This is a genomic window from Kosakonia oryzae, assembly GCF_001658025.2.
Classification (GTDB): domain Bacteria; phylum Pseudomonadota; class Gammaproteobacteria; order Enterobacterales; family Enterobacteriaceae; genus Kosakonia; species Kosakonia oryzae.
Genome location: NZ_CP014007.2, coordinates 966,411 through 988,580 on the forward strand (window position 1 = coordinate 966,411; position 22,170 = coordinate 988,580).

Below are 22,170 nucleotides of genomic sequence, written 5' to 3' on the forward strand. Positions count from 1 at the left end.
ATAACAAGAGTGCTGGCAAAGCCAGCGCGAGTATATCTGGCAGTTTCACAGCGACTGGAGCCGCCAGAAACGTTAATGATGAGGTTCGTGAATGCCCCGCAGCACCTGGTTAAAAGTTTTCGTCCTGTTTTTTGCCCTCTGGGCGCCATTCAGTCAGGCCGACAATGGTTGGCAACCGGTTCAGGAAACTATCCGCAAGAGCGATAAAGATACCCGTCAGTATCAGGCGATTCGTCTGGATAATGGCATGGTTGTGCTGTTGGTATCCGACCCGCAGGCGGTGAAATCTCTCTCCGCGCTGGTCGTGCCGATCGGTTCGTTGGAGGATCCTGATTCCCATCCTGGCCTTGCACATTACCTGGAACACATGACCCTGATGGGTTCCAAAAAATACCCGCAGCCGGACAGCCTTGCCGAATACCTCAAGCTGCATGGTGGCAGCCATAACGCCAGTACTGCACCTTACCGCACCGCTTATTACCTGGAAGTGGAAAATAATGCGCTGGACGGCGCCGTTGATCGTCTGGCGGATGCGATTGCCGCGCCGAAGCTGGATAAAAAATATGGCGAACGCGAACGCAACGCGGTCAACGCCGAGCTGACCATGGCGCGTACCCGCGACGGGATGCGGATGGCGCAGGTTAGCGCGGAGACCATTAACCCGGCGCACCCGGGCGCACGTTTCTCCGGTGGCAACCTCGAAACGTTGAGCGATAAACCGGGCAGCCCGGTACACCAGGCGCTGCTGGCGTTTCGCGATAAATTCTACTCTGCGAACCTGATGAAAGCGGTCATCTACAGCAACCGTCCGTTGAACGAACTGGCGACGCTTGCGGTACAGACCTATGGCCGCGTGCCGAATAAAAATATCACGAAGCCGGAAATCACCGTGCCCGTCGTCACCGAGGCGCAGAAAGGTGTCATCATTCACTATGTTCCTGCGGTGCCGCGCAAAGTGCTGCGCGTTGAGTTCCGTATCGACAACAACACTGCTGCGTTTCGCAGTAAAACGGATGAATTGATCACTTACCTGATTGGCAATCGTAGTCCGGGCACACTCTCTGACTGGCTACAAAGCCAGGGGCTGGTTGAAGGGATCCGTGGCGACTCCGATCCCGTGGTCAATGGCAACAGCGGTGTGTTGGCCATTTCCGCTACTTTGACAGACAAAGGGCAGGCGAATCGCGATCAGGTGGTGGCGGCGATTTTCAGCTACCTGCAACTACTGCGTGAAAAAGGCATCGATAAGCGCTACTTCGACGAGCTTTCCCATATCCTTGACCTTGATTTTCGCTACCCTTCCATTACCCGCGATATGGATTATGTTGAGTGGCTGGCGGATACCATGATCCGCGTACCTGTTGCGCATACGCTGGATTCGGTAAATATCGCTGACCAGTTTGATGCCAAAGCGGTGCAGGCGCGTCTTAACGAAATGACGCCGCAAAATGCCCGCATCTGGTATATCAGCCCGGATGAACCGCACAATAAAACTGCCTATTTTGTCGATGCGCCTTATCAGGTCGATAAAATTTCCCCGGAAACCTTTGCCGACTGGCAGAAGCGGGAGAGCAGCATCACGCTGAAATTCCCCGAGCTGAACCCCTATATTCCGGACGATTTCACTCTGATCAAACCGCAGAAGCAGTACGAGCATCCCGAACTGATTGTCGATGAGCCGACGCTGCGCGTGGTGTATATGCCGAGCCGCTATTTTGCCAGCGAACCGAAGGCGGATGTCAGCGTGGTGCTGCGTAATCCACAGGCGATGGATACAGCAAAGAGCCAGGTGATGTTTGCGCTGAATGACTATCTGGCAGGGCTGGCGCTTGATCAACTGAGCAACCAGGCGGCTGTCGGTGGGATTACCTTCTCCACCAATGCCAACAATGGCTTGATGCTTAACGCCAATGGTTATACCCAACGTCTGCCGCAGCTTTTCCAGGCGCTGCTGAGCGGATATTTCAGCTATACGCCGACGGAAGAACAGCTTGCACAGGCCAAATCCTGGTACGCGCAAATGATGGATTCGGCAGAGAAGGGGAAAGCCTTCGATCAGGCGATCATGCCGGTGCAGATGCTGTCGCAGGTGCCGTACTTCCTGCGTGAAGATCGTCGTGCGCTGCTGCCATCAATCTCCCTGCAGGACATTTTGCACTATCGCGATGCGCTGAAGAGCAATGCGCGTCCGGAATTCCTCGTGATTGGTAATCTTGGCGAGCAGCAGGCCAAAGACCTCGCTCATGCGGTACAAAAACAGCTGGGTGCCAATGGCACCGTGTGGTGCCGTAACCAGGACGTCGTGGTTGATAAACAGCAGAATGTGAGCTTTGAAAAAGCGGGCAACAGTACGGATTCCGCGCTGGCCGCAGTGTTCGTACCGCCGGGTTTTGATGAGTACAGCAGCTCGGCCTACAGCGCGATGCTGGGACAAATTGTACAGCCGTGGTTCTATAACCAGTTACGTACCGAGGAGCAGCTTGGTTACGCCGTGTTTGCTTTCCCGATGAGCGTAGGCCGCCAGTGGGGCTTGGGTTTCCTGTTACAGAGCAATGATAAGCAACCGGCGTATCTCTGGGAGCGCTACAAGGCCTTCTTCCCGACTGCGGAAGCGAAGCTGCGGGCGATGAAACCGGAAGAGTTTGCTCAAATCCAGCAGGGGGTGATTGCGCAAATCGTGCAAGCGCCGCAAACGTTAGGTGAAGAGGCTTCTAAACTCAGCAAAGATTTCGATCGCGGCAATATGCGCTTCGATTCACGTGATAAAGTAGTCGCTCAGATAAAACTGCTGACGCCGCAGAAACTTGCCGACTTCTTCCATCAGGCGGTGGTAGAGCCGCAAGGTATGGCGATTTTGTCGCAGATCTCCGGTAGCCAGAGCGGGAAAGCGGAATATGCTCAACCGCAAGGCTGGAAGGTCTGGGACAGCGTCAGCGCCCTGCAGCAATCCTTACCGAAGATGACCGAGAAAGATGAGTGAAAACACTGCTGAGACCCTTGATCCCCTGCGCTTGCCGCTTACCGGCGAGCGCCTGATTGAAGCCTCGGCGGGCACCGGCAAGACATTCACCATCGCCGCACTCTATTTGCGGCTGCTATTAGGGTTGGGCGGCAATGCCGCCTTCCCGCGACCACTCAGCGTTGAAGAGCTACTGGTGGTGACCTTCACCGAGGCCGCAACCGAAGAGCTGCGTGGCCGTATCCGCAGTAATATCCATGAGTTACGCATTGCCTGCCTGCGGGAAAGCAGCAGCGACCCTCTCTATGCCCGTTTGCTGGAGGAGATTGCCGATAAGCAGCAGGCCGCGTACTGGCTGATGCTGGCCGAGCGGCAAATGGATGAGGCGGCAGTTTTTACCATTCATGGCTTCTGCCAGCGCATGCTCAGCCTGAACGCGTTCGAATCCGGCATGCTGTTTGAACAGCAACTGGTGGAAGATGAATCTCTGCTGCTCTATCAGGCCTGCGCGGATTTCTGGCGGCGTCACTGCTACCCGCTGCCGCGAGAGATTGCCCAGGCGATTCATGCTTCGTGGAAGGGGCCGCAGGAACTGCTGAAGGCGATCGACCGCTACCTGCAGGGCGAAGCGCCGCAAATCAAATCCCCGCCGTCGGCGGATGAAACGCTGGTTTCCCGCCATCAGCGCATTATCGCCCGGATTGACGCTATCAAGCAGCAATGGAACGCTGCAGTTGCCGAAGTGGAGCCAGTGATTGAAGCGTCCGGCATCGACCGGCGCAAATTCAACCGTGGCAACCAGGCAAAGTATATTGAGCGCGTGTCCGCCTGGGCGCAGGAGGAGACGCGCAGTTACCTGCTGCCGGAGGCACTGGAGAAGTTTGCTCAGTCTTTCCTCGCCGAGCGTACCAAAGCGGATGGCGTGGTGCCGGAACATCCGCTTTTTGTCGCTATCGAGGAATTGCTGGCTCAGCCGCTAACGCTTGACGATCTGGTGCTGACCAGCGCAATGCGTGAAATCCGCGAGGCGGTGGCGAAAGAGAAACGTCGTCGCGGCGAGCTGGGATTTGACGATATGCTCAGCCGCCTGGATAGCGCATTGCGCAGCCCGAACGGCGAGGCGCTGGCCGCTGCGATCCGCGGACGTTTCCCGGTGGCGATGATCGATGAGTTTCAGGATACCGATCCGCAGCAGTACCGTATTTTCAGCCGTATCTGGCACGGGCAGCCAGAGTGCGGCCTGTTGTTGATTGGCGACCCGAAGCAGGCCATCTACGCGTTTCGCGGCGCTGATATTTTTACCTATATGAAAGCGCGCGATGAAGTGAGTGCTCGCTATACCCTTGATACTAACTGGCGCTCGTCGCCGGGCATGATCGCCAGCGTTAACCGCCTGTTTATGCAGATGGAAGACGCCTTTATGTTTCGCCAGATCCCCTTCCTGCCGGTTAAAGCCGCTGCTAAAAACGCGGGCCTGAGCTTTACTTTCCGTGGGGAAATGCAGCCAGCCATGAAAATGTGGCTGATGGAGGGCGAAGGTGTTAGCGTCGGCGATTACCAGGGTTTTATGGCCCAGCTCTGCGCTTCGCAAATTCGCGACTGGCTGAGCGCTGGCCAGCAGGGCGAGGCGCTGCTGTACGAAGGTGAGGGCGAGCATGAGAAAGTGCGCCCGGTCAGAGCCTCGGATATCACCGTGCTGGTGCGCAGCCGCCACGAAGCGTCGCTTATTCGCGATGCCCTGATGCTGCTGGATATTCCCTCCGTCTATCTCTCTAACCGCGACAGCGTGTTTGATACGCCGGAAGCGCAGGAGCTGTTGTGGCTGTTGCATGCCGTGCTGGCACCGGAGCGGGAGAGCACGTTGCGTAGCGCGTTAGCCACCTCCATGTTGGGGCTGACCGCGCAGGATATTGAAGCGCTGAATCTCGACGAACAGGCGTGGGATGAGAAAGTTGAAGAGTTCTCTTACTACCGCGAGCTGTGGCAAAAACGCGGCGTGATGCCGATGCTGCGTACGTTGATGAGCGCGCGCAATGTGGCAGAGAATTTACTGGCGACGCCTGGTGGTGAGCGGCGGTTAACCGATATTCTGCATATCAGCGAACTGTTGCAGGAAGCCGGAACGCAGCTTGAAAGTGAGCATGCACTTACACGCTGGCTGGCGCAGCGCATCGCCGAACCGAATGCCAATGCCTCCAGCGAGCAGTTGCGTCTGGAGAGTGACAAACATCTGGTGCAGATTGTCACCATCCATAAATCGAAAGGCCTGGAATACCCGCTGGTCTGGCTGCCGTTTATTGCGAATTTCCGCGTCCAGGATCAGGGTTTCTATCATGACCGTGAATCGTTCGCGGCGATGCTCGATTTAAGCCATGGCGACGAGAGCGTAGAACTGGCGGAAACCGAGCGCCTCGCGGAAGATTTGCGGCTGCTTTATGTGGCATTAACGCGTTCGGTCTGGCATTGCAGCCTGGGGATTGCGCCGCTGATTCGCCGCCGCGGCGGCAAAACGGGTGAAACTGATTTCCATCAGAGCGCGCTTGGGCGGCTGATTCAGAAAGGTGAAGCGCTCGATGCTGCCGGTTTGCAGCGCGCATTGCAGGCGCTGTGCAATGACGATATCGCCCTTTGCACGCCGCCCGTTGCCGATAATGCCCGCTGGCAGTTGCCGCAAACGGCGTTGCCCGCCCTTAGCGCGCGGGAAGTGACGCGGAAAATTGCCGACGACTGGCGCGTGACCAGCTATTCAGGCTTACAGCAGCGTGCTCACGGCATCGCCCAGGATCTGTTGCCGCGTCTGGATATCGATGCGGCCGGTGAGCGTGAGGTTGTAGCTGAACCGATGCTGACGCCGCACCAGTTTCCGCGTGGTGCCGCGCCGGGAACCTTTTTACATAGCCTGTTTGAAGATCTGGATTTTACCCAGCCAATCTCGCCGCAATGGGTGGCGGAAAGAGTGCTGGCGGGGGGGTATGAAGAACACTGGGAACCGGTATTGAGCCGCTGGCTGGAGAGCGTGTTGCATGCGCCGCTGGCTGGGACCGGCATTTCGCTGAGCCAGCTTACGGCGAAGGAGAAACAGGTCGAGATGGAGTTCTACTTGCCTGTGGCGCAGACGATGAGTGCCCAGGCGCTGGATGCGCTAATTCGGCGCTACGATCCGCTGTCGGCAGGGTGTCCGCCCCTCGATTTCCGCGATGTGCGCGGCATGCTGAAAGGCTTTATCGATCTCGTCTTTCGTCACGATGGCCGCTACTACTTGCTGGATTACAAATCCAACTGGCTGGGCGAAAGCGCGGAGGCCTATACGCAGGCGGCGATGGCGACGGCAATGCAGTCGCACCGCTACGACTTGCAGTATCAATTATATAGCCTGGCGCTGCATCGTTACTTGCGCCACCGCATCGCGGATTACCGCTATGAACAGCATTTCGGCGGCGTAATCTACCTCTTTTTACGCGGCGTTGAGGCGCAAAACCCGCAGCAGGGTATCTTCACCACGCGTCCTGATGCGGCACTGATCGAACAGATGGATGCGTTATTTGCCGGAGAGACGCAGGAGGCGACGCCATGAGTATGACAACACGATTACGTGAAGCGGCGGAGCTGAAACTATTGCGCCCGCTGGATGTGCAGTTCGCTCTGACGGTGGCAACGGAAGAGGAACCGGCGGTGATGCTGGCAGCGGCGCTGCTCAGCCACGACGCCGGTGAAGGACACGTCTGTTTGCCGCTTTCACGCCTGACGCCCGAAGCCTATGCCAGCGCAGGAACGATCTTTAGCCAGCTTTTTGAGCAGGCCGGAAACCCTGAAGACTGGCGGCAAATACTGCTGGCATCGCATGTAGTCAGCGATGGCGAAACGCCAGCGCCACTGGTACTGAGGGGGGATCGCCTCTACCTGAACCGCATGTGGCAAAATGAACGACAGGTGGCGGCATTTTTTGCCGAACGGCAGAGCCAACCCGACGTGGATGAAGCCCGGCTGGCACAGGTACTGGAGACATTTTTCCCGACAACGGGTGAAGTGAACTGGCAGAAAGTGGCGGCAGCCGTGGCGCTGACCCGGCGCATTTCGGTGATTTCCGGCGGGCCGGGAACCGGAAAAACCACTACTGTGGCAAAACTGCTTGCGGCACTGGTACAGATGGTGGACAGCGGCAAATGCCGCATTTGTCTGGCCGCGCCGACCGGCAAAGCTGCCGCGCGGTTGACCGAATCGCTGGGCAATGCGCTGCGTCAGCTGGATCTGACGGAACAACAGAAAGCGATGCTGCCGGACGAAGCCAGCACGCTACACCGTCTGCTTGGCGCGCAGCCGGGCAGCCAGCGCCTGCGGCATCATGCCGATAACCCGCTGCATCTTGATGTGCTGGTGGTCGATGAAGCCTCAATGATCGATTTACCAATGATGTCGCGCCTGATCGATGCGCTGCCGCCGCAGGCCCGGGTGATCTTTCTTGGCGATCGCGATCAGCTGGCCTCGGTAGAGGCCGGTGCGGTGTTGGGTGATATCTGTGCGTGGGTGAATGCTGGCTATACCCCGGAGCGCGCGGCGCAGCTCTCGCGTTTAACCGGCTCAACGGTTCCTGCCGGAGAAGGGCACTGCGCCAGCACGCTGCGTGACAGCCTGTGTTTGCTGCAAAAAAGCTATCGTTTTGGCAGTGATTCCGGCATTGGCCAACTGGCGGCAGCGGTCAACCGGGGCGATAAAAATGCCACCAGAGCAGTGTTCAGTCAGGGCTTTGGCGATATCGAGTGCAAACCGCTGCAGAGCGCAGAAGAGTATCAGGCGATGATCGACGACGCACTCGCTGGCTATGGCCATTATCTGTCGCGGGTGCATGACAACGCCGCGCCGGAGGAGATTATCGCGGCGTTTAGCGAATACCAGTTGCTGTGCGCATTACGCGAGGGGCCGTTTGGGGTGAGCGGGCTGAATGAGCGTCTGGAACTGGCGCTGCTGCGTAAACGGCAGATTTCACGCCCGGCGCATTCGCGCTGGTATCACGGTCGTCCGATCATGATCTCTCGTAATGATTCGGCGCTGGGCTTATTTAACGGCGATATCGGTATTGCGCTGGAGCAGGGACAGGGGATCCGCGTTTGGTTCCCGCTGCCGGATGGCAGCATCAAATCTGTACAGCCCAGCCGCCTGCCGGAGCATGAAACGGCGTGGGCCATGACCGTGCATAAATCGCAGGGTTCGGAGTTCGATCATACGGCGCTGATCCTGCCGGGGCAGTTTGTACCGGTAGTCACGCGTGAGTTGGTTTATACCGCCATCACCCGTGCACGCAGGCGGCTGTCGCTCTATGCGGACGAGCGCATTCTGGCGCAGGCCATTGCCACCCGCACCGAGCGGCGCAGCGGGCTGGATGCGTTTTTCAGCGAAGCAGAGTAACGCCCCCGCAGCGCGCGGGGGCAAGCTTTCAGGTAAGGTCGGCCATCAGCACTTTGGAACGGCGCTGATAGTTGTACATCTGCTTTTTGGTCTCCGGCAGCGAATCAATATCCACCGGGGTAAAGCCGCGTTCCTGGAACCAGTGAATGCTGCGCGTGGTCAGCACAAACAGTTTGCTCAGACCCATCTGCCTTGCTTGCGCGGCAATACGCTCCAGCAGAACTTCACCGCGCGATGAGCTGCGATAGTCCGGGTGTACCGCCACGCAGGCCATCTCGCCGATTTTCTCTTCCGGGAAGGGATAAAGCGCTGCACAGGCGATGGTCAGATTATCGCGTTCGATAATGGTGAATTTGTCGATCTCCATCTCCAGCTGCTCGCGGGAGCGGCGCACCAGAATGCCCTGTTGTTCAAGCGGGCGGATAAGTTCGAGAATGCCGCCAATGTCGTTGATGGTGGCGCGACGGATCTGCTCGGCGCTCTCCATCACAATCTGCGTACCGATACCGTCGCGGGAGAACAGCTCCTGCAACAGCGCGCCGTCTTCCTGATAGCTGATCAAGTGGCTGCGCCGCACGCCGCTGCGACAGGCTTTGACCGCGCCACGCAGGAAACGCACCGTGCCGGAGTGGTAATCTCCTTTTGCTTCCAGCGCTTCGACGCGTGCCTGCGCTTCGTTCGGGAACAGCTCGGAAACAATATCGCCCTCGTCGTTCATGACCCCTTGCGACGAGCAAAAACCGATCATTTTTTCGGCTTTCAGCTTGATGGCAAGCTGGGTGGCGATCTCTTCGGAAGTGAGGTTAAAACTTTCGCCAGTGACCGACACCGCGACCGGCCCCATCAGCACAATCGCACCGCTGTCGAGCTGGCGATGGATCGCTTCTTCATCAATACGGCGAATACGTCCGCTGTGGCAATAATCCACGCCGTCATCGACGCCCAGAGGCTGTGAAATAATAAAGTTGCCGCTAACCACGTTAATGTGCGCGCCCTGCAATGGCGTATTGTTGAGGCTCATCGACAGCCGCGCCGTGATGTCGAGCTGCAACAGGCCTGCCGCTTGCTTAACCAGTTCAAGGGTTTTTGCATCGGTCACGCGGGTGTGTTTGTGGTAAATCGGTTCATGATGATGTTCGGCAAGGTTGGCGTCGATTTGCGGACGCGCGCCATACACCACCACCAGCCGGATGCCGAGGCTGTGTAACAGGCCGATATCATTGACAATACTGGAAAAATTCTCGTGCTCAATGGCTTCGCCGCCGAGCATAATGACAAATGTCTTTCCCCGATGGGCATTAATATAGGGAACAGAATGGCGGAATCCTTGTACCAGTTCGGTTCTGCGCTCTCTTACCACGGCCTGTCCTCAATGCATGTTTATTCGTAAATTGTGTATTTTTATTCTTTTCTGCCGCCCGGTGCAAGTGCAAATTTTGTCGTCATTCAATAAAGTTGCCCCGGTAAAGCCATTGAGCAGACATATGTTTACCCTTTAATAGATGACAGTTTATGCATCATTCGTTAAAGTTTTCGGTCAATTCTGACGAATAGCATTATTTAGCGAAAAATGGCTCGGGAGAAGCATGTCGGGAAGTCAATCATCGGTGAGCCGCCGCAGGTTATTAAAAGGGGCGGGGGCCATGTGGTTATTAAGCGTAAGCCAGATTGGCCTGGCAGCGGTAAGCCAGGTGGTGGCGGTACGCGTCTGGCCGGCATCTACCTATACGCGCGTGACGGTGGAATCTAACCAGGTCATCAAATATAAGCAGTTCACGTTGAGTAACCCTGATCGGCTGGTGGTGGATCTCGAAGGCGTGCACCTTAACTCCGTGCTGAAAGGCATGGGGATGCAGATTCGTAGCGACGATCCCTTTATCAAATCTGCGCGCGTTGGTCAGTTTGATCCCTGGACTGTGCGTATGGTGTTTGAGCTGAAACAGGATGTTGCGCCGCAACTGTTCGCGCTGGCGCCAGTCGCCGGTTTCAAAGAGCGGCTGGTGATGGATCTCTATCCGGTGAATGCAAAAGATGTGCAGGATCCGCTGTTGGCGCTGCTGGAAGAGTACAACAAAGGCGATCTTGAACAGCAGATGCCGAAGCAGGATAGCGGCCCGCAGCCGGGAAAAGCGGGGCGCGATCGGCCGATCGTTATTATGCTGGATCCCGGTCATGGCGGCGAAGATCCCGGGGCGACGGGGAAATACCGTACTCGCGAGAAAGACGTGGTACTGCAAATCGCCCGCCGTCTGTATGCGCTGATCGAGAAAGAAGGCAATATGAAGGCCTACATGACGCGTAACGAGGATGTCTTTATCCCGCTGAAAGTGCGTGTTGCCAAGGCACAAAAACAGCGTGCGGACCTGTTTGTGTCGATTCACGCCGACGCTTTCACCAGCCGTCAGCCGAGCGGTTCTTCGGTATTTGCTCTTTCGACCAAAGGGGCGACCAGTACGGCGGCGAAGTATCTGGCGGAGACGCAGAACGCTTCCGACCTTATTGGCGGCGTCAGTAAAAGCGGCGACCGTTATCTCGATCACACCATGTTCGATATGGTGCAGTCGCTGACCATCAATGACAGCCTGAAGTTCGGCAAAGCCGTGCTCAACAAACTCGGTAACGTTAACAATCTGCATAAAAATCAGGTGGAACAGGCCGGTTTTGCGGTGTTGAAGGCACCGGATATCCCGTCGATTCTGGTCGAGACCGCGTTTATCAGTAATGTGGAAGAGGAACGTAAGCTGAAGACGGCCAAATTCCAGCAGGAAGTGGCGGAGTCGATTCTGGCGGGGATTAAAGCCTACTTCGCGGATGGCGCGACGCTGGCGAGAAGGGGATAACAGAATGGCGCTGAAAGGCGCCATTTTTTTACGGACCGCAGAAACAAAAAAACACCCGTTAAGGTGCTTATTGTGTTGGTTGCGGGGGCCGGATTTGAACCGACGACCTTCGGGTTATGAGCCCGACGAGCTACCAGGCTGCTCCACCCCGCGTCCGTCTGTTTACACTTCCATCATGTAAACTTTTTTCTTCACATTTTAATTGGTTGCGGGGGCCGGATTTGAACCGACGACCTTCGGGTTATGAGCCCGACGAGCTACCAGGCTGCTCCACCCCGCGTCCGTGGATGCGCACTATACTCTGCAAACTTATTGATGCAACCTTTTTTTTGACTAATTCGACGAATTGCCGAGATTATGTGTAAAAACAATACAATTAGCTTATTTTTTATGCAAAATTGGCGATGGGTTGTGCTGACGCATTTCTTTAGTGAATAGGGTTTGTTATCTTCACCCCGCTGCAGGTTAATCAGAAGACGAGATATAATGAAAGGACGTTGGGCTAAGTTCGTACTCACAGGCGCCATGGTCGCAATCCTTGCCGCTTGTTCCTCCAAACCGACCGATCGCGGTCAACAGTATAAAGACGGAAAGTTTTCCCAGCCTTTTTCCCTGGTCAATCAACCTGACGCCGTCGGTGCGCCAATCAACGCCGGAGACTTCTCCGAGCAGGTTAATCAAATTCGTTCCGCTTCTCCGCGCCTCTATAGCAGTCAGAGCGGCCTTTACAATGCGATTCAGTCCTGGCTGATGTCGGGTGGCGATACGCGCACTCTGCGGCAGTACGGCCTTGATGCGTGGCAGATGGAAGGAACGGATAACTACGGAAACGTGCAATTTACCGGCTACTACACGCCGGTAGTGCAGGCGCGGCATACGCGCCAGGGTGAGTTCCAGTACCCCATTTATCGCATGCCGCCCAAACGCGGCCGCTTGCCAACGCGCGCGGAAATCTATGCTGGCGCGCTCAGCGACAACTATGTGCTGGCGTACAGCAACTCGCTGATGGACAACTTTATTATGGATGTGCAGGGCAGTGGCTATATCGATTTTGGCGATGGCAGCCCGCTTAACTTCTTCAGTTACGCCGGAAAAAATGGCCATGCTTACCGTAGTATCGGCAAAGTGCTGATCGATCGCGGCGAAGTGAAGAAAGAAGATATGTCGATGCAGGCCATCCGCGAATGGGGTGAAAAACACAGTGAGGCGGAAGTCCGTGCGCTGCTGGAAGAGAATGCATCGTTTGTCTTCTTTAAACCGCAATCCTGGGCGCCGGTGAAAGGTGCCAGCGCGGTGCCGCTGATTGGACGCGCTTCTGTCGCTTCCGATCGCAGCATTATTCCACCGGGCACCACGCTGCTGGCGGAAGTGCCGCAACTCGACAATAAAGGCAAATTTAACGGTCAATATGAGCTACGTCTGATGGTAGCGCTGGATGTTGGCGGTGCCATCAAAGGCCAGCACTTCGATATTTATCAGGGCATTGGCCCGGATGCTGGTCACCGCGCAGGCTGGTATAACCACTATGGCAGGGTCTGGGTGCTGAAAAACGCCCCTGGCACGGGTACCAGCGGCGGCGTGTTCAGCGGCTGAGTGTGATACACTCTGCAACCCTCTTTCGCCTGCGGAAGAGGGTTTTCTGTTTTCTTTGAGGTCTGTTTTATGTCAGCAGTAATCAGCGATGCCTGGCGTCAGCGTTTTGGCGGCACGGCGCGTTTATATGGCGAAAAAGCGTTGCAGTGGTTTGCCGATGCGCATATCTGCGTGGTCGGCATCGGCGGCGTGGGTTCCTGGGCGGCTGAAGCGCTGGCGCGAACGGGCATCGGCGCGATCACGCTGATCGATATGGACGACGTTTGTGTCACCAACACCAACCGGCAAATCCACGCCCTGCGCGATAATGTTGGCCTGGCGAAAGCCGAGGTGATGGCGGATCGTATTCGCCAGATCAACCCGGAGTGCCGGGTGACGGTGGTGGATGACTTTGTGACGGCCGACAACGTTGCGCAACTGATGAGCCAGGGCTACAGCTATGTGATCGATGCGATCGACAGCGTACGCCCGAAAGCAGCGCTCATCGCATATTGCCGTCGCAATAAGATCCCGCTGGTGACCACGGGCGGTGCCGGAGGGCAGATCGATCCGACGCAGATCCAGGTCAGCGATCTGGCGAAAACCATTCAGGATCCGCTGGCGGCAAAATTGCGCGAGCGCTTGAAAAGTGATTTTGGCGTAGTGAAGAACAGCAAAGGGAAGCTCGGCGTCGACTGCGTATTCTCCACCGAAGCGCTGGTTTACCCGCAGGCGGACGGTTCAGTTTGTGCGATGAAAAGCACGGCGGAGGGGCCGAAACGTATGGATTGCGCAGCCGGTTTTGGTGCTGCAACAATGGTGACCGCAACCTTTGGTTTTATCGCGGTCTCCCATGCGCTGAAAAAACTGATGGCAAAAGCGGCCCGTCAGGCCAGCGCCTGACGGGCCGCATCCTGCACGGCGGCGGCCAGCGCCGCCAGCCCCTGGCTACGCGACGCGCTCAACTGGGCGCGTAACCCCAGTTCATCGAACAGCGCCAGCGGATCGTGCTGAATGAGATCCTCCGGGCGCTTGCCTTCTACCGCCGTCAACAGTACGGCCAGCAGTCCGCGTACAATTCGCCCTTCGCTCTCGCCGAAGAAATGCATCGTTCCCCCCGCGCTCAGCGTTGAACCGAGCCAGACGCGATTTTCGCAGCCGGGAATTTCCCGCGCCTGCGCTTTCAGCGCTTCCGACGCGGCAGGCAGTTGTTTACCGAGCATGATCAACTGACGGTATTTATCTTCCCATTGGTTCAGTGCGCCAAATGTCTGGCGCAGCGTCTCTTCGGTAACGGTCGTGCCGAACGGGTGTCCGGCGAAAGTCGGGCTTGTCATTAATCCACCAATATTTCCAGAGCGCGATCCACTGCCTGCACCAGCGCGTCTACATCATGTTGTGTATTATAGGGTGCAAATGAGGCGCGCAGGGTGCCGCTGACGCCAAGTGCGGCCAGCAGCGGCTGGGCGCAGTGCTGACCGGCGCGCAGCGCAATACCGTAGCCTGCAAGCAGTGTCACCATATCGCCGTGGTGTACGCCGTCAAAATCGAAGGCCAGCAGGCTTGAGTCCTGGCAGCGAAAGGAGCGGAAACCCGGGCGCTTAGCCAGTTGATCTTCCGCCAGCGTCGCCAGCCCGCGGCTGTAGCTCTCCGCCTGGGCGATATCCAGCGTTTTCAGCCACTCCAGCGCCGCGCTGAGGCCAATCACGCCCGCCACGTTTGGCGTACCGGCTTCCAGCTTGTACGGCACTGGCTGAGTGGTGAAGCCATCAAATGTCACTTCGCTGATCATCTTGCCGCCGCCCAGCCACGGCGTCATCTCATCCAGCAATTCCGCTTTACCATACAGCGCGCCAATACCATTGGGCCCGTAGAGTTTATGGCCGGAAAATGCATAGAAATCGATATCCAGCCGCTGTACGTTGGCCGGGAAATGCACTACGCCCTGCGCACCATCGACCATCACCACCATGCCTGCCGCATGCGCCAGCGTAATCGCCTGTGCCAGATCCGGGCAACCGCCGGTGACGTTGGACATCTGCCCCAGCGCCAGAATGCGGCTGCGTGCGGTGATAAGCGACGGTAGTTGATTGATATCCGGCAGGTGATCGGCGCCGAGCGGCAGTTTCACCACCCGCGCGCCGGTTTGTTGCGCCACCATCAGCCACGGCACCAGGTTGGCGTGATGTTCCGCCTCGCTGACAATGATTTCATCGCCCACTTGCAGGCGCGGACGTGCGTAGCATTGCGCAACCATATTGATGGCTTCGGTGGTGCCGCGTGTCCAGACGATGTTTTTACCGGAAGGTGCATTGAGCAGCGCGGCGACCTGATCGCGCGCAGCTTCGTAGCGTGCGGTTAGCTGCTGCGCCTGGGCAAACTGGCTGCGGTGCACATTACCGGCACTGAGGCTGTAAAACTGTTGTGTGGCATCGATTACCGCCTGTGGTTTCAGGGCGGTGGCGGCGCTATCCAGATAGATGCCCGCGTCGGCCAGCGCCGGGAACTGCGCGCGAAATTGCGATGGGTTAAATGCGTTCATGCGATTCCTCGTATCAATAACGCGATCGTCGCGCAATTTTTCTGTCGGAGCAAGAACGTTGCGCTCCATCGGAATTGTCTGTTTGTCCTGGCAGGGAGATGTAAGCAGGTTATGCTAAATAGTGTTAGGTAAATGTTTAAGACTCTTCTACTAAGAGTGTTTCACAGCATTAATTGCCAGAAGGAGAAGAAGATGAAGAAGACTGCCGCAATTATTTCTGCATGTATGTTTACTTTTGCCCTGAGCGCCTGTTCCGGTCCGAATTACGCATTACATACCAATGATGGACGCACAATCGTTTCGGAAGGGAAACCGAAAACTGACGATCAGACCGGCCTGATTTCGTATAAAGACGCTAACGGCAACGAACAGCAGATCAACCGTACCGACGTGAAAGAGATGGTCGCGCTGGATAAGTAAGCGCTAAACGTTGGGTAAAAAAAAGCACCGCAATCTTGCGGTGCTACATTAATCACTATGGACAGACAGGGTAAATGTACAGGAAGTGAAAAAGGGGTAGCGTCGCTACCGTGGTCTGAATCGCAGACCAATTGCAAACACAACAACACAACATCACAACCGTAAGCCAAAAGCCCTTCAGAACACGCATTCCAAAAAAAGCTCTTCGTTCCGGCTCAGGAAGTGCCGCCACTATAGGTATTTGCTGGTATAAGCTCAACGGACAATTTATAATGGCTCAGATAAAAAAAACTAATAGGTTAATCACTGTTTCCTGTTTGTTAAATTGCCTTTACATCTAAGCCTGAAAACCATGTCCAAGCGATTACCACCACTGAATGCATTACGCGTTTTTGATGCCGCCGCACGCCATTTAAGTTTCACGCGCGCAGCAGATGAGCTTTTTGTGACGCAGGCCGCAGTAAGCCACCAAATCAAGTCTCTTGAGGATTTCCTCGGGCTCAAACTCTTTCGCCGACGCAACCGTTCGCTGCTGCTGACCGAAGAAGGCCAGAGCTATTTTCAGGATATTAAAGAGATATTTTCCCAACTGACGGAAGCCACCCGTAAGTTGCAGGCGCGCAGTGCGAAAGGCGCGCTCACCGTCAGTTTGCTCCCCAGTTTTGCCATCCAGTGGATGGTGCCAAGGCTCTCCGACTTTAACTCAACTTATCCGGGAATTGACGTTCGTATCCAGGCCGTTGACCGTCAGGAAGATAAACTGGCGGACGATGTCGACGTGGCGATTTTTTACGGGCGCGGTAACTGGCCGGGAATGCGCGTCGAAAAATTGTACGCCGAATATTTGCTGCCGGTCTGCTCGCCGCTACTGTTGACGGGCGATAAAGCGCTGAAAACGCCGCAAGATTTAGCGCACCACACTTTATTGCACGACGCATCGCGTCGCGACTGGCAAACTTATACGCGGCAATTAGGTCTTAACCTTAACGTTCAACAGGGACCCATCTTCAGCCACAGCTCTATGGTGCTTCAGGCGGCCATCCACGGACAGGGAATCGCACTGGCCAACAACGTAATGGCGCAGTCCGAAATCGAAGCAGGCCGACTGGTCTGCCCGTTTAATGATGTTCTGGTCAGTAAGAATGCGTTTTATCTGGTTTGTCATGACAGTCAGGCAGAACTGGGTAAAATAGCCGCCTTTCGTCAGTGGATCCTGGCCAAAGCGGCAAGCGAACAGGAAAAATTCCGTTTCCGTTATGAACATTAATACGCGCGCGTGGCGCGTATGACTTTTTAGGGTACTCACATGACCAGCCGTTTTATGTTGATTTTCGCCGCGGTGAGCGGTTTTGTGTTTGTCGCGCTCGGCGCATTTGGCGCGCATGTTTTACGTAAAACTTTAGGTGTGCCGGAGATGAGCTGGATCCAGACCGGCCTTGAATATCAGGCATTCCACACGCTGGCCGTGCTGGGCCTGGCGGTGGCGATGCAGCGTCGCATCAGCATCTGGTTTTACTGGAGCAGTGTTTTTCTTGCGCTGGGCACCGTGCTGTTTAGCGGCAGCCTCTATTGCCTGGCGCTTTCGCATTTACGCCTGTGGGCGTTTGTTACGCCAGTCGGTGGGGTTTGTTTCTTAATCGGCTGGGCATTGATGTTGATTGGCGCAATTCGTCTGAAACGTAGGGGCGTTGTTCATGAATAAAGTGGTATTGCTGTGCCGCCCGGGTTTTGAGAAAGAGTGCGCAGCCGAAATTACCGATAAAGCTGGCCGCCTTGAGGTGTTTGGTTTTGCCCGGGTGAAAGAGAATTCGGGCTATGTCGTGTTCGAGTGCTATCAGGAAAACGACGCGGACAAAGTGGCGCGCGAGCTGCCGTTCAGTTCGCTGATTTTCGCCCGTCAGATGTTTGTCGTGGGCGAACTGCTGCGCGATCTGCCGCCGGAAGATCGCATTACGCCGATCGTCGGTATGTTGCAGGGAGTCGTGGAGAAAGCCGGGGATTTGCGCGTCGAGGTAGCCGATACCAACGAAAGCAAAGAGCTAATGAAGTTCTGCCGCAAGTTTACCGTGCCGCTGCGCGGCGCGCTGCGTGAAGCGGGCGTGCTGGCGCGCAATGATTCGCCAAAACGCCCGGTAGTGCATGTCTTCTTTATTGCGCCGGGCTGCTGCTATACCGGTTATTCGTATTCATATAACAATTCGCCGTTCTATATGGGCATCCCGCGTCTGAAATTCCCCTCGGATGCGCCGAGCCGTTCAACCCTCAAACTGGAAGAGGCGTTCCATGTCTTTATTCCGGCGGACGAATGGGATGAGCGCCTGGCCAATGGTATGTACGCGGTAGATCTCGGCGCCTGTCCGGGCGGCTGGACGTATCAACTGGTGAAACGCAATATGTGGGTCGCTTCTGTGGATAACGGCCCGATGGCGCAAAGCCTGATGGATACCGGGCAGGTCACCTGGCTGCGGGAAGATGGTTTCCGCTACCGACCGAACCGCAATAACATCTCATGGATGGTGTGCGATATGGTGGAAAAACCGGCGAAAGTCGCCGCGCTGATGGCGCAGTGGTTAGTTCAGGGCTGGTGCCGTGAAACCATTTTCAACCTGAAGTTGCCGATGAAAAAGCGCTACGAAGAGGTGTCAAATAACCTCGCTTATATTCAGCAGCAGTTGGATGAGCATAATATCGCGGCGCAAATTCAGGCCCGCCAGTTGTACCACGATCGTGAAGAAGTCACGGTACATGTGCGCCGTATGTGGGCGGCCGTCGGCGGTCGTCGCGACGAGCGTTAAAAGCAACGGAGCCGGGCAATGTCCGGCTCAGGCGAGTTTGCTGTCAGAGATAATATGCGTCACATCATCCAGGTGCCCAATCCGCGCCTCTCCCGCACGATTGAATTTACTTTTATCGATCAGCAGTAACGACTGCGCCGCGCGTTTCAGCAGAATGGATTTGAACCCGGCATTGTAGGTGTTTGAATCCCAGAGCACGCCGCTGCTGTCTATCCCTTCGCAGGAAAAAATAAACAGGTCAATATCGAGCGATTTGAGCTGGGAGATGAGCGACGGATTGACGTAGCAGCCATATTTGCGCTCCAGCGTGCCGCCGGAACTGATCAGTTGCAGATATTGACGCTTGCTCAGCTCCTGACAAATTGGGTGGCTATTGGTAAAGACGTGGAGATTGCAGTCCGGCAACTGGCGGGCGAGATACCAGCAGGTGGTGCTGGCGTCCAGCGCGATCACCATGCCTTCCTCTATCCAGCTTAGTGCTTTGAGGGCAATATCGGCCTTGTGGGCATAATGGCTTTTCAGGCGGATATGAAAAGGATCGCCGCTGTCCTGGTTTTCCCGGTGGAGCGTCCTGGCGCGCCCGTGATTGCGCAGTACTTTTCCCTGCGCCTGCAATTCACTGAGATCGCGGCGAATCGTCTCTTTACTGACGTTGAGCTGCACTGACAATGCTTCGGTTGTCAGGCTCTGATAATGCTGCAACAGATCGATGATGGTTTGTTGGCGTACCGCTTTCATCTGCTCTTCTTCCGTCATCCGATGAAGGCCCGCATCATACGGGCGTTCCGGACAAAAAGATTACGGCGTTACCCCTTTTTTTAAAAGAGTATTCCCGTACTTCGCGCGCTCTCCTGTGATAACGGTCGCAAAGGTCTTTTATGAAAGAAACGGGCGCGATTATGCCGCAGAAGAAAAGGCGCCCTGATTTCAGGACGCCTGAGCGCTTACGGGTTACTGGCTTTGGCCAGCTCTTTGGTTAACGGCAACATAATCCGCATCACGTCGCGGCTACGGTGCGCAATACGGCCGGGCAGGGCTTGATCGAGGAACTGCTGGTTATCGATGCGCGCGTTGTGGTAGCTAACGCCATCAGGGAAACTTTTTGATTTCGCCCGTTGTTGCATACCGTCTTTCTTACCGAGCGACCAGTTAGTGGCTTCCACCGACAGCACCGGGATCCCCGCTTTATCAAATACCTCGGCGTCGTTACAGCAGCTGGTACCTTTCGGATAATCCGGGTTAAGACCGGGGTTTATCATCGCGTTGATACCGTGGGCGCGGGCGATAGCCAGCGCGCGATCCCGCGTCAGCTTACGCACCGAGGCTGGCGTATTTTTGCCGCTATTAAAGTAGAGCTTATCGCCGACAATCAGATTATTAAGGTTGATCACCAGCAGGGTATTTTTCTTCTCCTGCTCGCTCATTCGCGCGAGCACGTTTGCTGCGCCAAGGTGGCCCTCTTCATCACCGCTGGTGGCGACAAAGCGGATGCTGTACTGCGTCGGTACGGATTTCAGCACCTGCGCCAGTTCCAGCATCACGCCCAGTGCGGCCGCGTTGTCATCCAGGCCCTGAAGCGTCAGGCCGCCCAGATTGTTATCAACATCGGCATCGCTGAGCGGCGCATACGTATCAAGATGCGCCATAATCATGATCTGCTGCGGCAGCGTGCCTTCATGGGCGGCGATCACCGTACTGCCGGTGACATTTTGCCAGTTCTGCCGATTATCTTTGGTGGTATAGCGGTAGCGGGTTTTGAACTTGCGGATATCGCTCTGGTATCCCATCTGCTCAAACTGCTGCTGCAAATAGTCTGCGGAGAGCATTTCAGCCGGTGTGCCGGTCATGCGTCCAGGAAACAAGGTGGCAATGTGGCGAGCCTGCTCGTAGGCAAATTCACCGGGTTGGGACGTACGGGCATGAGCCGGAAGGATAAAGCATACGCCGAGCGCCAGGGCAGCGGTACGGAGGCGCAATGCGGAAAACATAGAAAGTCCTTTATGCAGCAATTTTTTTGACGCGCTTAGTATGAAACTGTGACCGGCTTTACACAATTTCATTTGTTCTTAACCTGCCGAAAATGCTCGCCTTAAGCACTTTTTGATATTTGTATTGCCACTGCGTTATTCCTTTGCGGAACTACTCATTCCAATTCGTAATTTCATTCGCCCGGAACCGCCACCTATAGTCGCACTATTGCTGGCTGTAAGTGAGTTGCTTTGTGGATTACCTGCCGATATTTGCTGAAGTAAAAGACCGCCCCGTATTGGTGATTGGCGGCGGCGAAATCGCCGCGCGCAAGATCACCTTTTTGCGTCGCGCTGGCGCACGCGTGCAGGTTGTCGCGCAACGGCTGGAACCGCAACTGCAACAGCTTGCCGACAGCCAGGCGATTCACTGGCTGGCTCACGAATTTGACGAGGCGCAGCTGGATGCCGTTTTCCTGGTGATTGCGGCAACCGATGACACAGCGCTGAATCAGCGCGTCTTTGCGGCAGCAAATGCGCGCCACAAGCTGGTCAACGTGGTGGATAACCAGCCGCTGTGCTCCTTTATTTTCCCGTCGATTGTCGATCGCTCGCCGCTGCTGGTGGCGATTTCCTCTGGCGGAACCGCGCCGGTGCTGGCGCGTCTGCTGCGTGAAAAGATTGAAGCGCTGCTGCCGGGCAATCTGGGCCGCATGGCGGAAGTGGCCGGGCGCTGGCGTTCGCGGATTAAAACCTTTCGCCGTACCACGGATGAACGTCGCCGCTTCTGGGAAAGCGCTTTTCGCGGGCGTTTTGCCAGCCTGATGGCCGCCGGAGATGAACCTGCTGCCGAAAAAGCGCTCGAAGCCGAACTGGCACAGCCGGGTTCGGGGAGCGGAGAAATTATCCTTGTGGGTGCCGGGCCGGGCGACGCGGGATTGCTGACGCTGCGTGGTTTGCAGGTGATCCAGCAGGCGGACGTGGTGTTTTACGATCATCTGGTCAGCGATGACGTGCTGGAGCTGACCCGACGCGATGCAGAGAAAATCTGCGTCGGTAAACGCGCCGGTTGCCATTCGGTGGCGCAGCATGAGACCAACCGCATGCTGGTGGATGCCGCGCGCGAAGGTAAAACGGTGGTGCGGCTGAAAGGCGGCGATCCGTTTATTTTTGGCCGCGGCGGCGAAGAGTTACAGGCGGCGGCGGAAGCCGGCATTCCTTTTCAGGTGGTGCCGGGCGTCACGGCGGCATCCGGCGCGACGGCTTATGCCGGTATTCCCCTGACGCACAGGGATTTTGCGCAGTCGGTAACATTTGTCACCGGCCACTATAAAGCCGACAGCGTCCCGTTCGACTGGGCGCAACTGGCGCAAAGCCGCCAGACGCTGGCGATTTATATGGGCACCATGAAAGCGGCGGAGATCAGCGAACAACTGATTGCTCACGGGCGTGATAAAACCACGCCGGTGGCGGTGATCTCTCGCGGTACGCGCGCGGAGCAACAGGTTGCTACCGGCACACTAGAACAACTCGAGGAACTGGCGCATGCTGCGCCGATGCCCGCCCTGCTGGTGGTGGGCGAAGTGGTGCAGCTTCATCGCGAGCTCGCCTGGTTCCGGCATACGACAGCAACGGACGCCTTTGACGCCTCCGTGATTAAACTGGCTTAAGG

At 56.3% G+C, this 22,170-nt stretch carries 16 protein-coding genes, 2 tRNA genes and 1 pseudogene; 11 read left to right on the forward strand and 8 right to left on the reverse strand.

Annotated features, from left to right (window positions below; translation table 11 throughout):
* Positions 1-91 precede the first annotated feature (91 nt).
* From ptrA to recD, 3 genes are read left to right on the forward strand one after another with little or no spacing between them, the layout of a single operon-like run.
* Complete coding sequence (gene ptrA / locus AWR26_RS04705; protein ID WP_064563971.1) at positions 92-2,980, forward strand: pitrilysin; 2,889 nt, start codon at positions 92-94, stop codon at positions 2,978-2,980.
* Positions 2,973-6,533, forward strand: coding sequence for an exodeoxyribonuclease V subunit beta (gene recB, locus AWR26_RS04710; RefSeq protein ID WP_064563973.1), 3,561 nt, complete (start codon positions 2,973-2,975; stop codon positions 6,531-6,533). Before ptrA ends, recB begins: the two co-directional genes overlap by 8 nt.
* The gene (gene recD / locus AWR26_RS04715) at positions 6,530-8,362 is read left to right on the forward strand and encodes an exodeoxyribonuclease V subunit alpha (RefSeq protein WP_064563974.1); all 1,833 of its coding nucleotides are present in this window, start codon (positions 6,530-6,532) and stop codon (positions 8,360-8,362) included. The genes recB and recD overlap by 4 nt, the downstream gene beginning before the upstream one ends.
* A gap of 28 nt (positions 8,363-8,390) precedes the next feature.
* On the opposite strand, the gene argA is transcribed toward recD, so the two are convergent.
* A complete protein-coding gene (argA, locus tag AWR26_RS04720; protein WP_043956753.1) occupies positions 8,391-9,722 on the reverse strand; it encodes an amino-acid N-acetyltransferase in 1,332 nt (443 codons plus the stop codon).
* A gap of 226 nt (positions 9,723-9,948) precedes the next feature.
* Here argA and amiC point away from each other — a divergent pair, with 226 nt between their 5' ends.
* Positions 9,949-11,202 (forward strand): N-acetylmuramoyl-L-alanine amidase AmiC, encoded by a 1,254-nt coding sequence (gene amiC / locus AWR26_RS04725; protein ID WP_043956754.1) that lies wholly within the window; start codon positions 9,949-9,951, stop codon positions 11,200-11,202.
* A gap of 76 nt (positions 11,203-11,278) precedes the next feature.
* Here the strand turns inward: amiC and AWR26_RS04730 are convergent.
* A tRNA-Met gene (locus AWR26_RS04730) sits at positions 11,279-11,355 on the reverse strand.
* Between the two features lie 50 nt (positions 11,356-11,405).
* Positions 11,406-11,482 (reverse strand) — tRNA-Met (locus AWR26_RS04735).
* A gap of 206 nt (positions 11,483-11,688) precedes the next feature.
* On the opposite strand from AWR26_RS04735, the gene mltA reads away from it, so the two are divergent.
* Entirely contained in the window at positions 11,689-12,795 is a 1,107-nt protein-coding gene (gene mltA, locus AWR26_RS04740) for a murein transglycosylase A (RefSeq protein WP_064563976.1), read from the forward strand.
* Between the two features lie 69 nt (positions 12,796-12,864).
* A complete protein-coding gene (gene tcdA / locus AWR26_RS04745; RefSeq protein ID WP_064563978.1) occupies positions 12,865-13,677 on the forward strand; it encodes a tRNA cyclic N6-threonylcarbamoyladenosine(37) synthase TcdA in 813 nt (270 codons plus the stop codon).
* Here the strand turns inward: tcdA and csdE are convergent.
* The gene (gene csdE / locus AWR26_RS04750; protein ID WP_064563980.1) at positions 13,662-14,111 is read right to left on the reverse strand and encodes a cysteine desulfurase sulfur acceptor subunit CsdE; all 450 of its coding nucleotides are present in this window, start codon (positions 14,109-14,111) and stop codon (positions 13,662-13,664) included. The genes tcdA and csdE overlap by 16 nt on opposite strands.
* Positions 14,111-15,316: a cysteine desulfurase CsdA gene (gene csdA / locus AWR26_RS04755; protein WP_064563982.1), complete on the reverse strand. Its 1,206-nt coding sequence runs from the start codon at positions 15,314-15,316 to the stop codon at positions 14,111-14,113. Before csdA ends, csdE begins: the two co-directional genes overlap by 1 nt.
* A 192-nt stretch (positions 15,317-15,508) precedes the next feature.
* On the opposite strand from csdA, the gene AWR26_RS04760 reads away from it, so the two are divergent.
* The 4 genes from AWR26_RS04760 to rlmM all read left to right on the forward strand — a co-directional run bounded on the left by AWR26_RS04760 (position 15,509) and on the right by rlmM (position 18,531).
* Positions 15,509-15,736 carry a YgdI/YgdR family lipoprotein gene (locus tag AWR26_RS04760; RefSeq protein ID WP_043956759.1) on the forward strand — a complete coding sequence of 76 codons (228 nt, stop codon included), beginning with the start codon at positions 15,509-15,511 and terminating at the stop codon, positions 15,734-15,736.
* Between the two features lie 352 nt (positions 15,737-16,088).
* Complete coding sequence (gene gcvA, locus AWR26_RS04765) at positions 16,089-17,003, forward strand: glycine cleavage system transcriptional regulator GcvA (RefSeq protein WP_043956760.1); 915 nt, start codon at positions 16,089-16,091, stop codon at positions 17,001-17,003.
* A 39-nt stretch (positions 17,004-17,042) separates the two neighbouring features.
* The gene (locus AWR26_RS04770; protein WP_007370377.1) at positions 17,043-17,438 is read left to right on the forward strand and encodes a DUF423 domain-containing protein; all 396 of its coding nucleotides are present in this window, start codon (positions 17,043-17,045) and stop codon (positions 17,436-17,438) included.
* Positions 17,431-18,531, forward strand: a complete 1,101-nt coding sequence (gene rlmM / locus AWR26_RS04775; protein WP_064563984.1) for a 23S rRNA (cytidine(2498)-2'-O)-methyltransferase RlmM — start codon at positions 17,431-17,433, stop codon at positions 18,529-18,531. The genes AWR26_RS04770 and rlmM overlap by 8 nt, the downstream gene beginning before the upstream one ends.
* Positions 18,532-18,558: 27 nt before the next feature.
* Here the strand turns inward: rlmM and fucR are convergent, their stop codons facing one another.
* The 3 genes and pseudogenes from fucR to AWR26_RS04785 all read right to left on the reverse strand — a co-directional run bounded on the left by fucR (position 18,559) and on the right by AWR26_RS04785 (position 20,519).
* Positions 18,559-19,269: an L-fucose operon activator gene (fucR, locus tag AWR26_RS04780; protein ID WP_064568956.1), complete on the reverse strand. Its 711-nt coding sequence runs from the start codon at positions 19,267-19,269 to the stop codon at positions 18,559-18,561.
* Positions 19,270-19,329: 60 nt separating this feature from the next.
* Positions 19,330-19,407: pseudogene (locus AWR26_RS25680) on the reverse strand (RbsD/FucU domain-containing protein); the annotation flags it as partial.
* 68 nt (positions 19,408-19,475) lie between these two features.
* On the reverse strand, positions 19,476-20,519 hold the full coding sequence (locus AWR26_RS04785) for an aminopeptidase (RefSeq protein ID WP_064563986.1): 1,044 nt from the start codon (positions 20,517-20,519) through the stop codon (positions 19,476-19,478).
* Between the two features lie 242 nt (positions 20,520-20,761).
* Here AWR26_RS04785 and cysG point away from each other — a divergent pair, with 242 nt between their 5' ends.
* Entirely contained in the window at positions 20,762-22,168 is a 1,407-nt protein-coding gene (gene cysG, locus AWR26_RS04790; protein WP_167351164.1) for a siroheme synthase CysG, read from the forward strand.
* Positions 22,169-22,170 lie beyond the last annotated feature (2 nt).

Bases quoted from the DNA above. Each gene is read 5' to 3' on its own strand.
- AWR26_RS04770 (WP_007370377.1), top strand. From the start codon at position 17,043: ATGACCAGCCGTTTTATGTTGATTTTCGCCGCGGTGAGCGGTTTTGTG.
- amiC (WP_043956754.1), top strand. From the start codon at position 9,949: ATGTCGGGAAGTCAATCATCGGTGAGCCGCCGCAGGTTATTAAAAGGG.
- AWR26_RS04785 (WP_064563986.1), bottom strand. From the start codon at position 20,519: ATGTTTTCCGCATTGCGCCTCCGTACCGCTGCCCTGGCGCTCGGCGTA.
- mltA (WP_064563976.1), top strand. From the start codon at position 11,689: ATGAAAGGACGTTGGGCTAAGTTCGTACTCACAGGCGCCATGGTCGCA.
- rlmM (WP_064563984.1), top strand. From the start codon at position 17,431: ATGAATAAAGTGGTATTGCTGTGCCGCCCGGGTTTTGAGAAAGAGTGC.
- recB (WP_064563973.1), top strand. From the start codon at position 2,973: ATGAGTGAAAACACTGCTGAGACCCTTGATCCCCTGCGCTTGCCGCTT.
- gcvA (WP_043956760.1), top strand. From the start codon at position 16,089: ATGTCCAAGCGATTACCACCACTGAATGCATTACGCGTTTTTGATGCC.
- recD (WP_064563974.1), top strand. From the start codon at position 6,530: ATGAGTATGACAACACGATTACGTGAAGCGGCGGAGCTGAAACTATTG.
- ptrA (WP_064563971.1), top strand. From the start codon at position 92: ATGCCCCGCAGCACCTGGTTAAAAGTTTTCGTCCTGTTTTTTGCCCTC.
- tcdA (WP_064563978.1), top strand. From the start codon at position 12,865: ATGTCAGCAGTAATCAGCGATGCCTGGCGTCAGCGTTTTGGCGGCACG.
- fucR (WP_064568956.1), bottom strand. From the start codon at position 19,269: ATGAAAGCGGTACGCCAACAAACCATCATCGATCTGTTGCAGCATTAT.
- AWR26_RS04760 (WP_043956759.1), top strand. From the start codon at position 15,509: ATGAAGAAGACTGCCGCAATTATTTCTGCATGTATGTTTACTTTTGCC.
- csdE (WP_064563980.1), bottom strand. From the start codon at position 14,111: ATGACAAGCCCGACTTTCGCCGGACACCCGTTCGGCACGACCGTTACC.
- csdA (WP_064563982.1), bottom strand. From the start codon at position 15,316: ATGAACGCATTTAACCCATCGCAATTTCGCGCGCAGTTCCCGGCGCTG.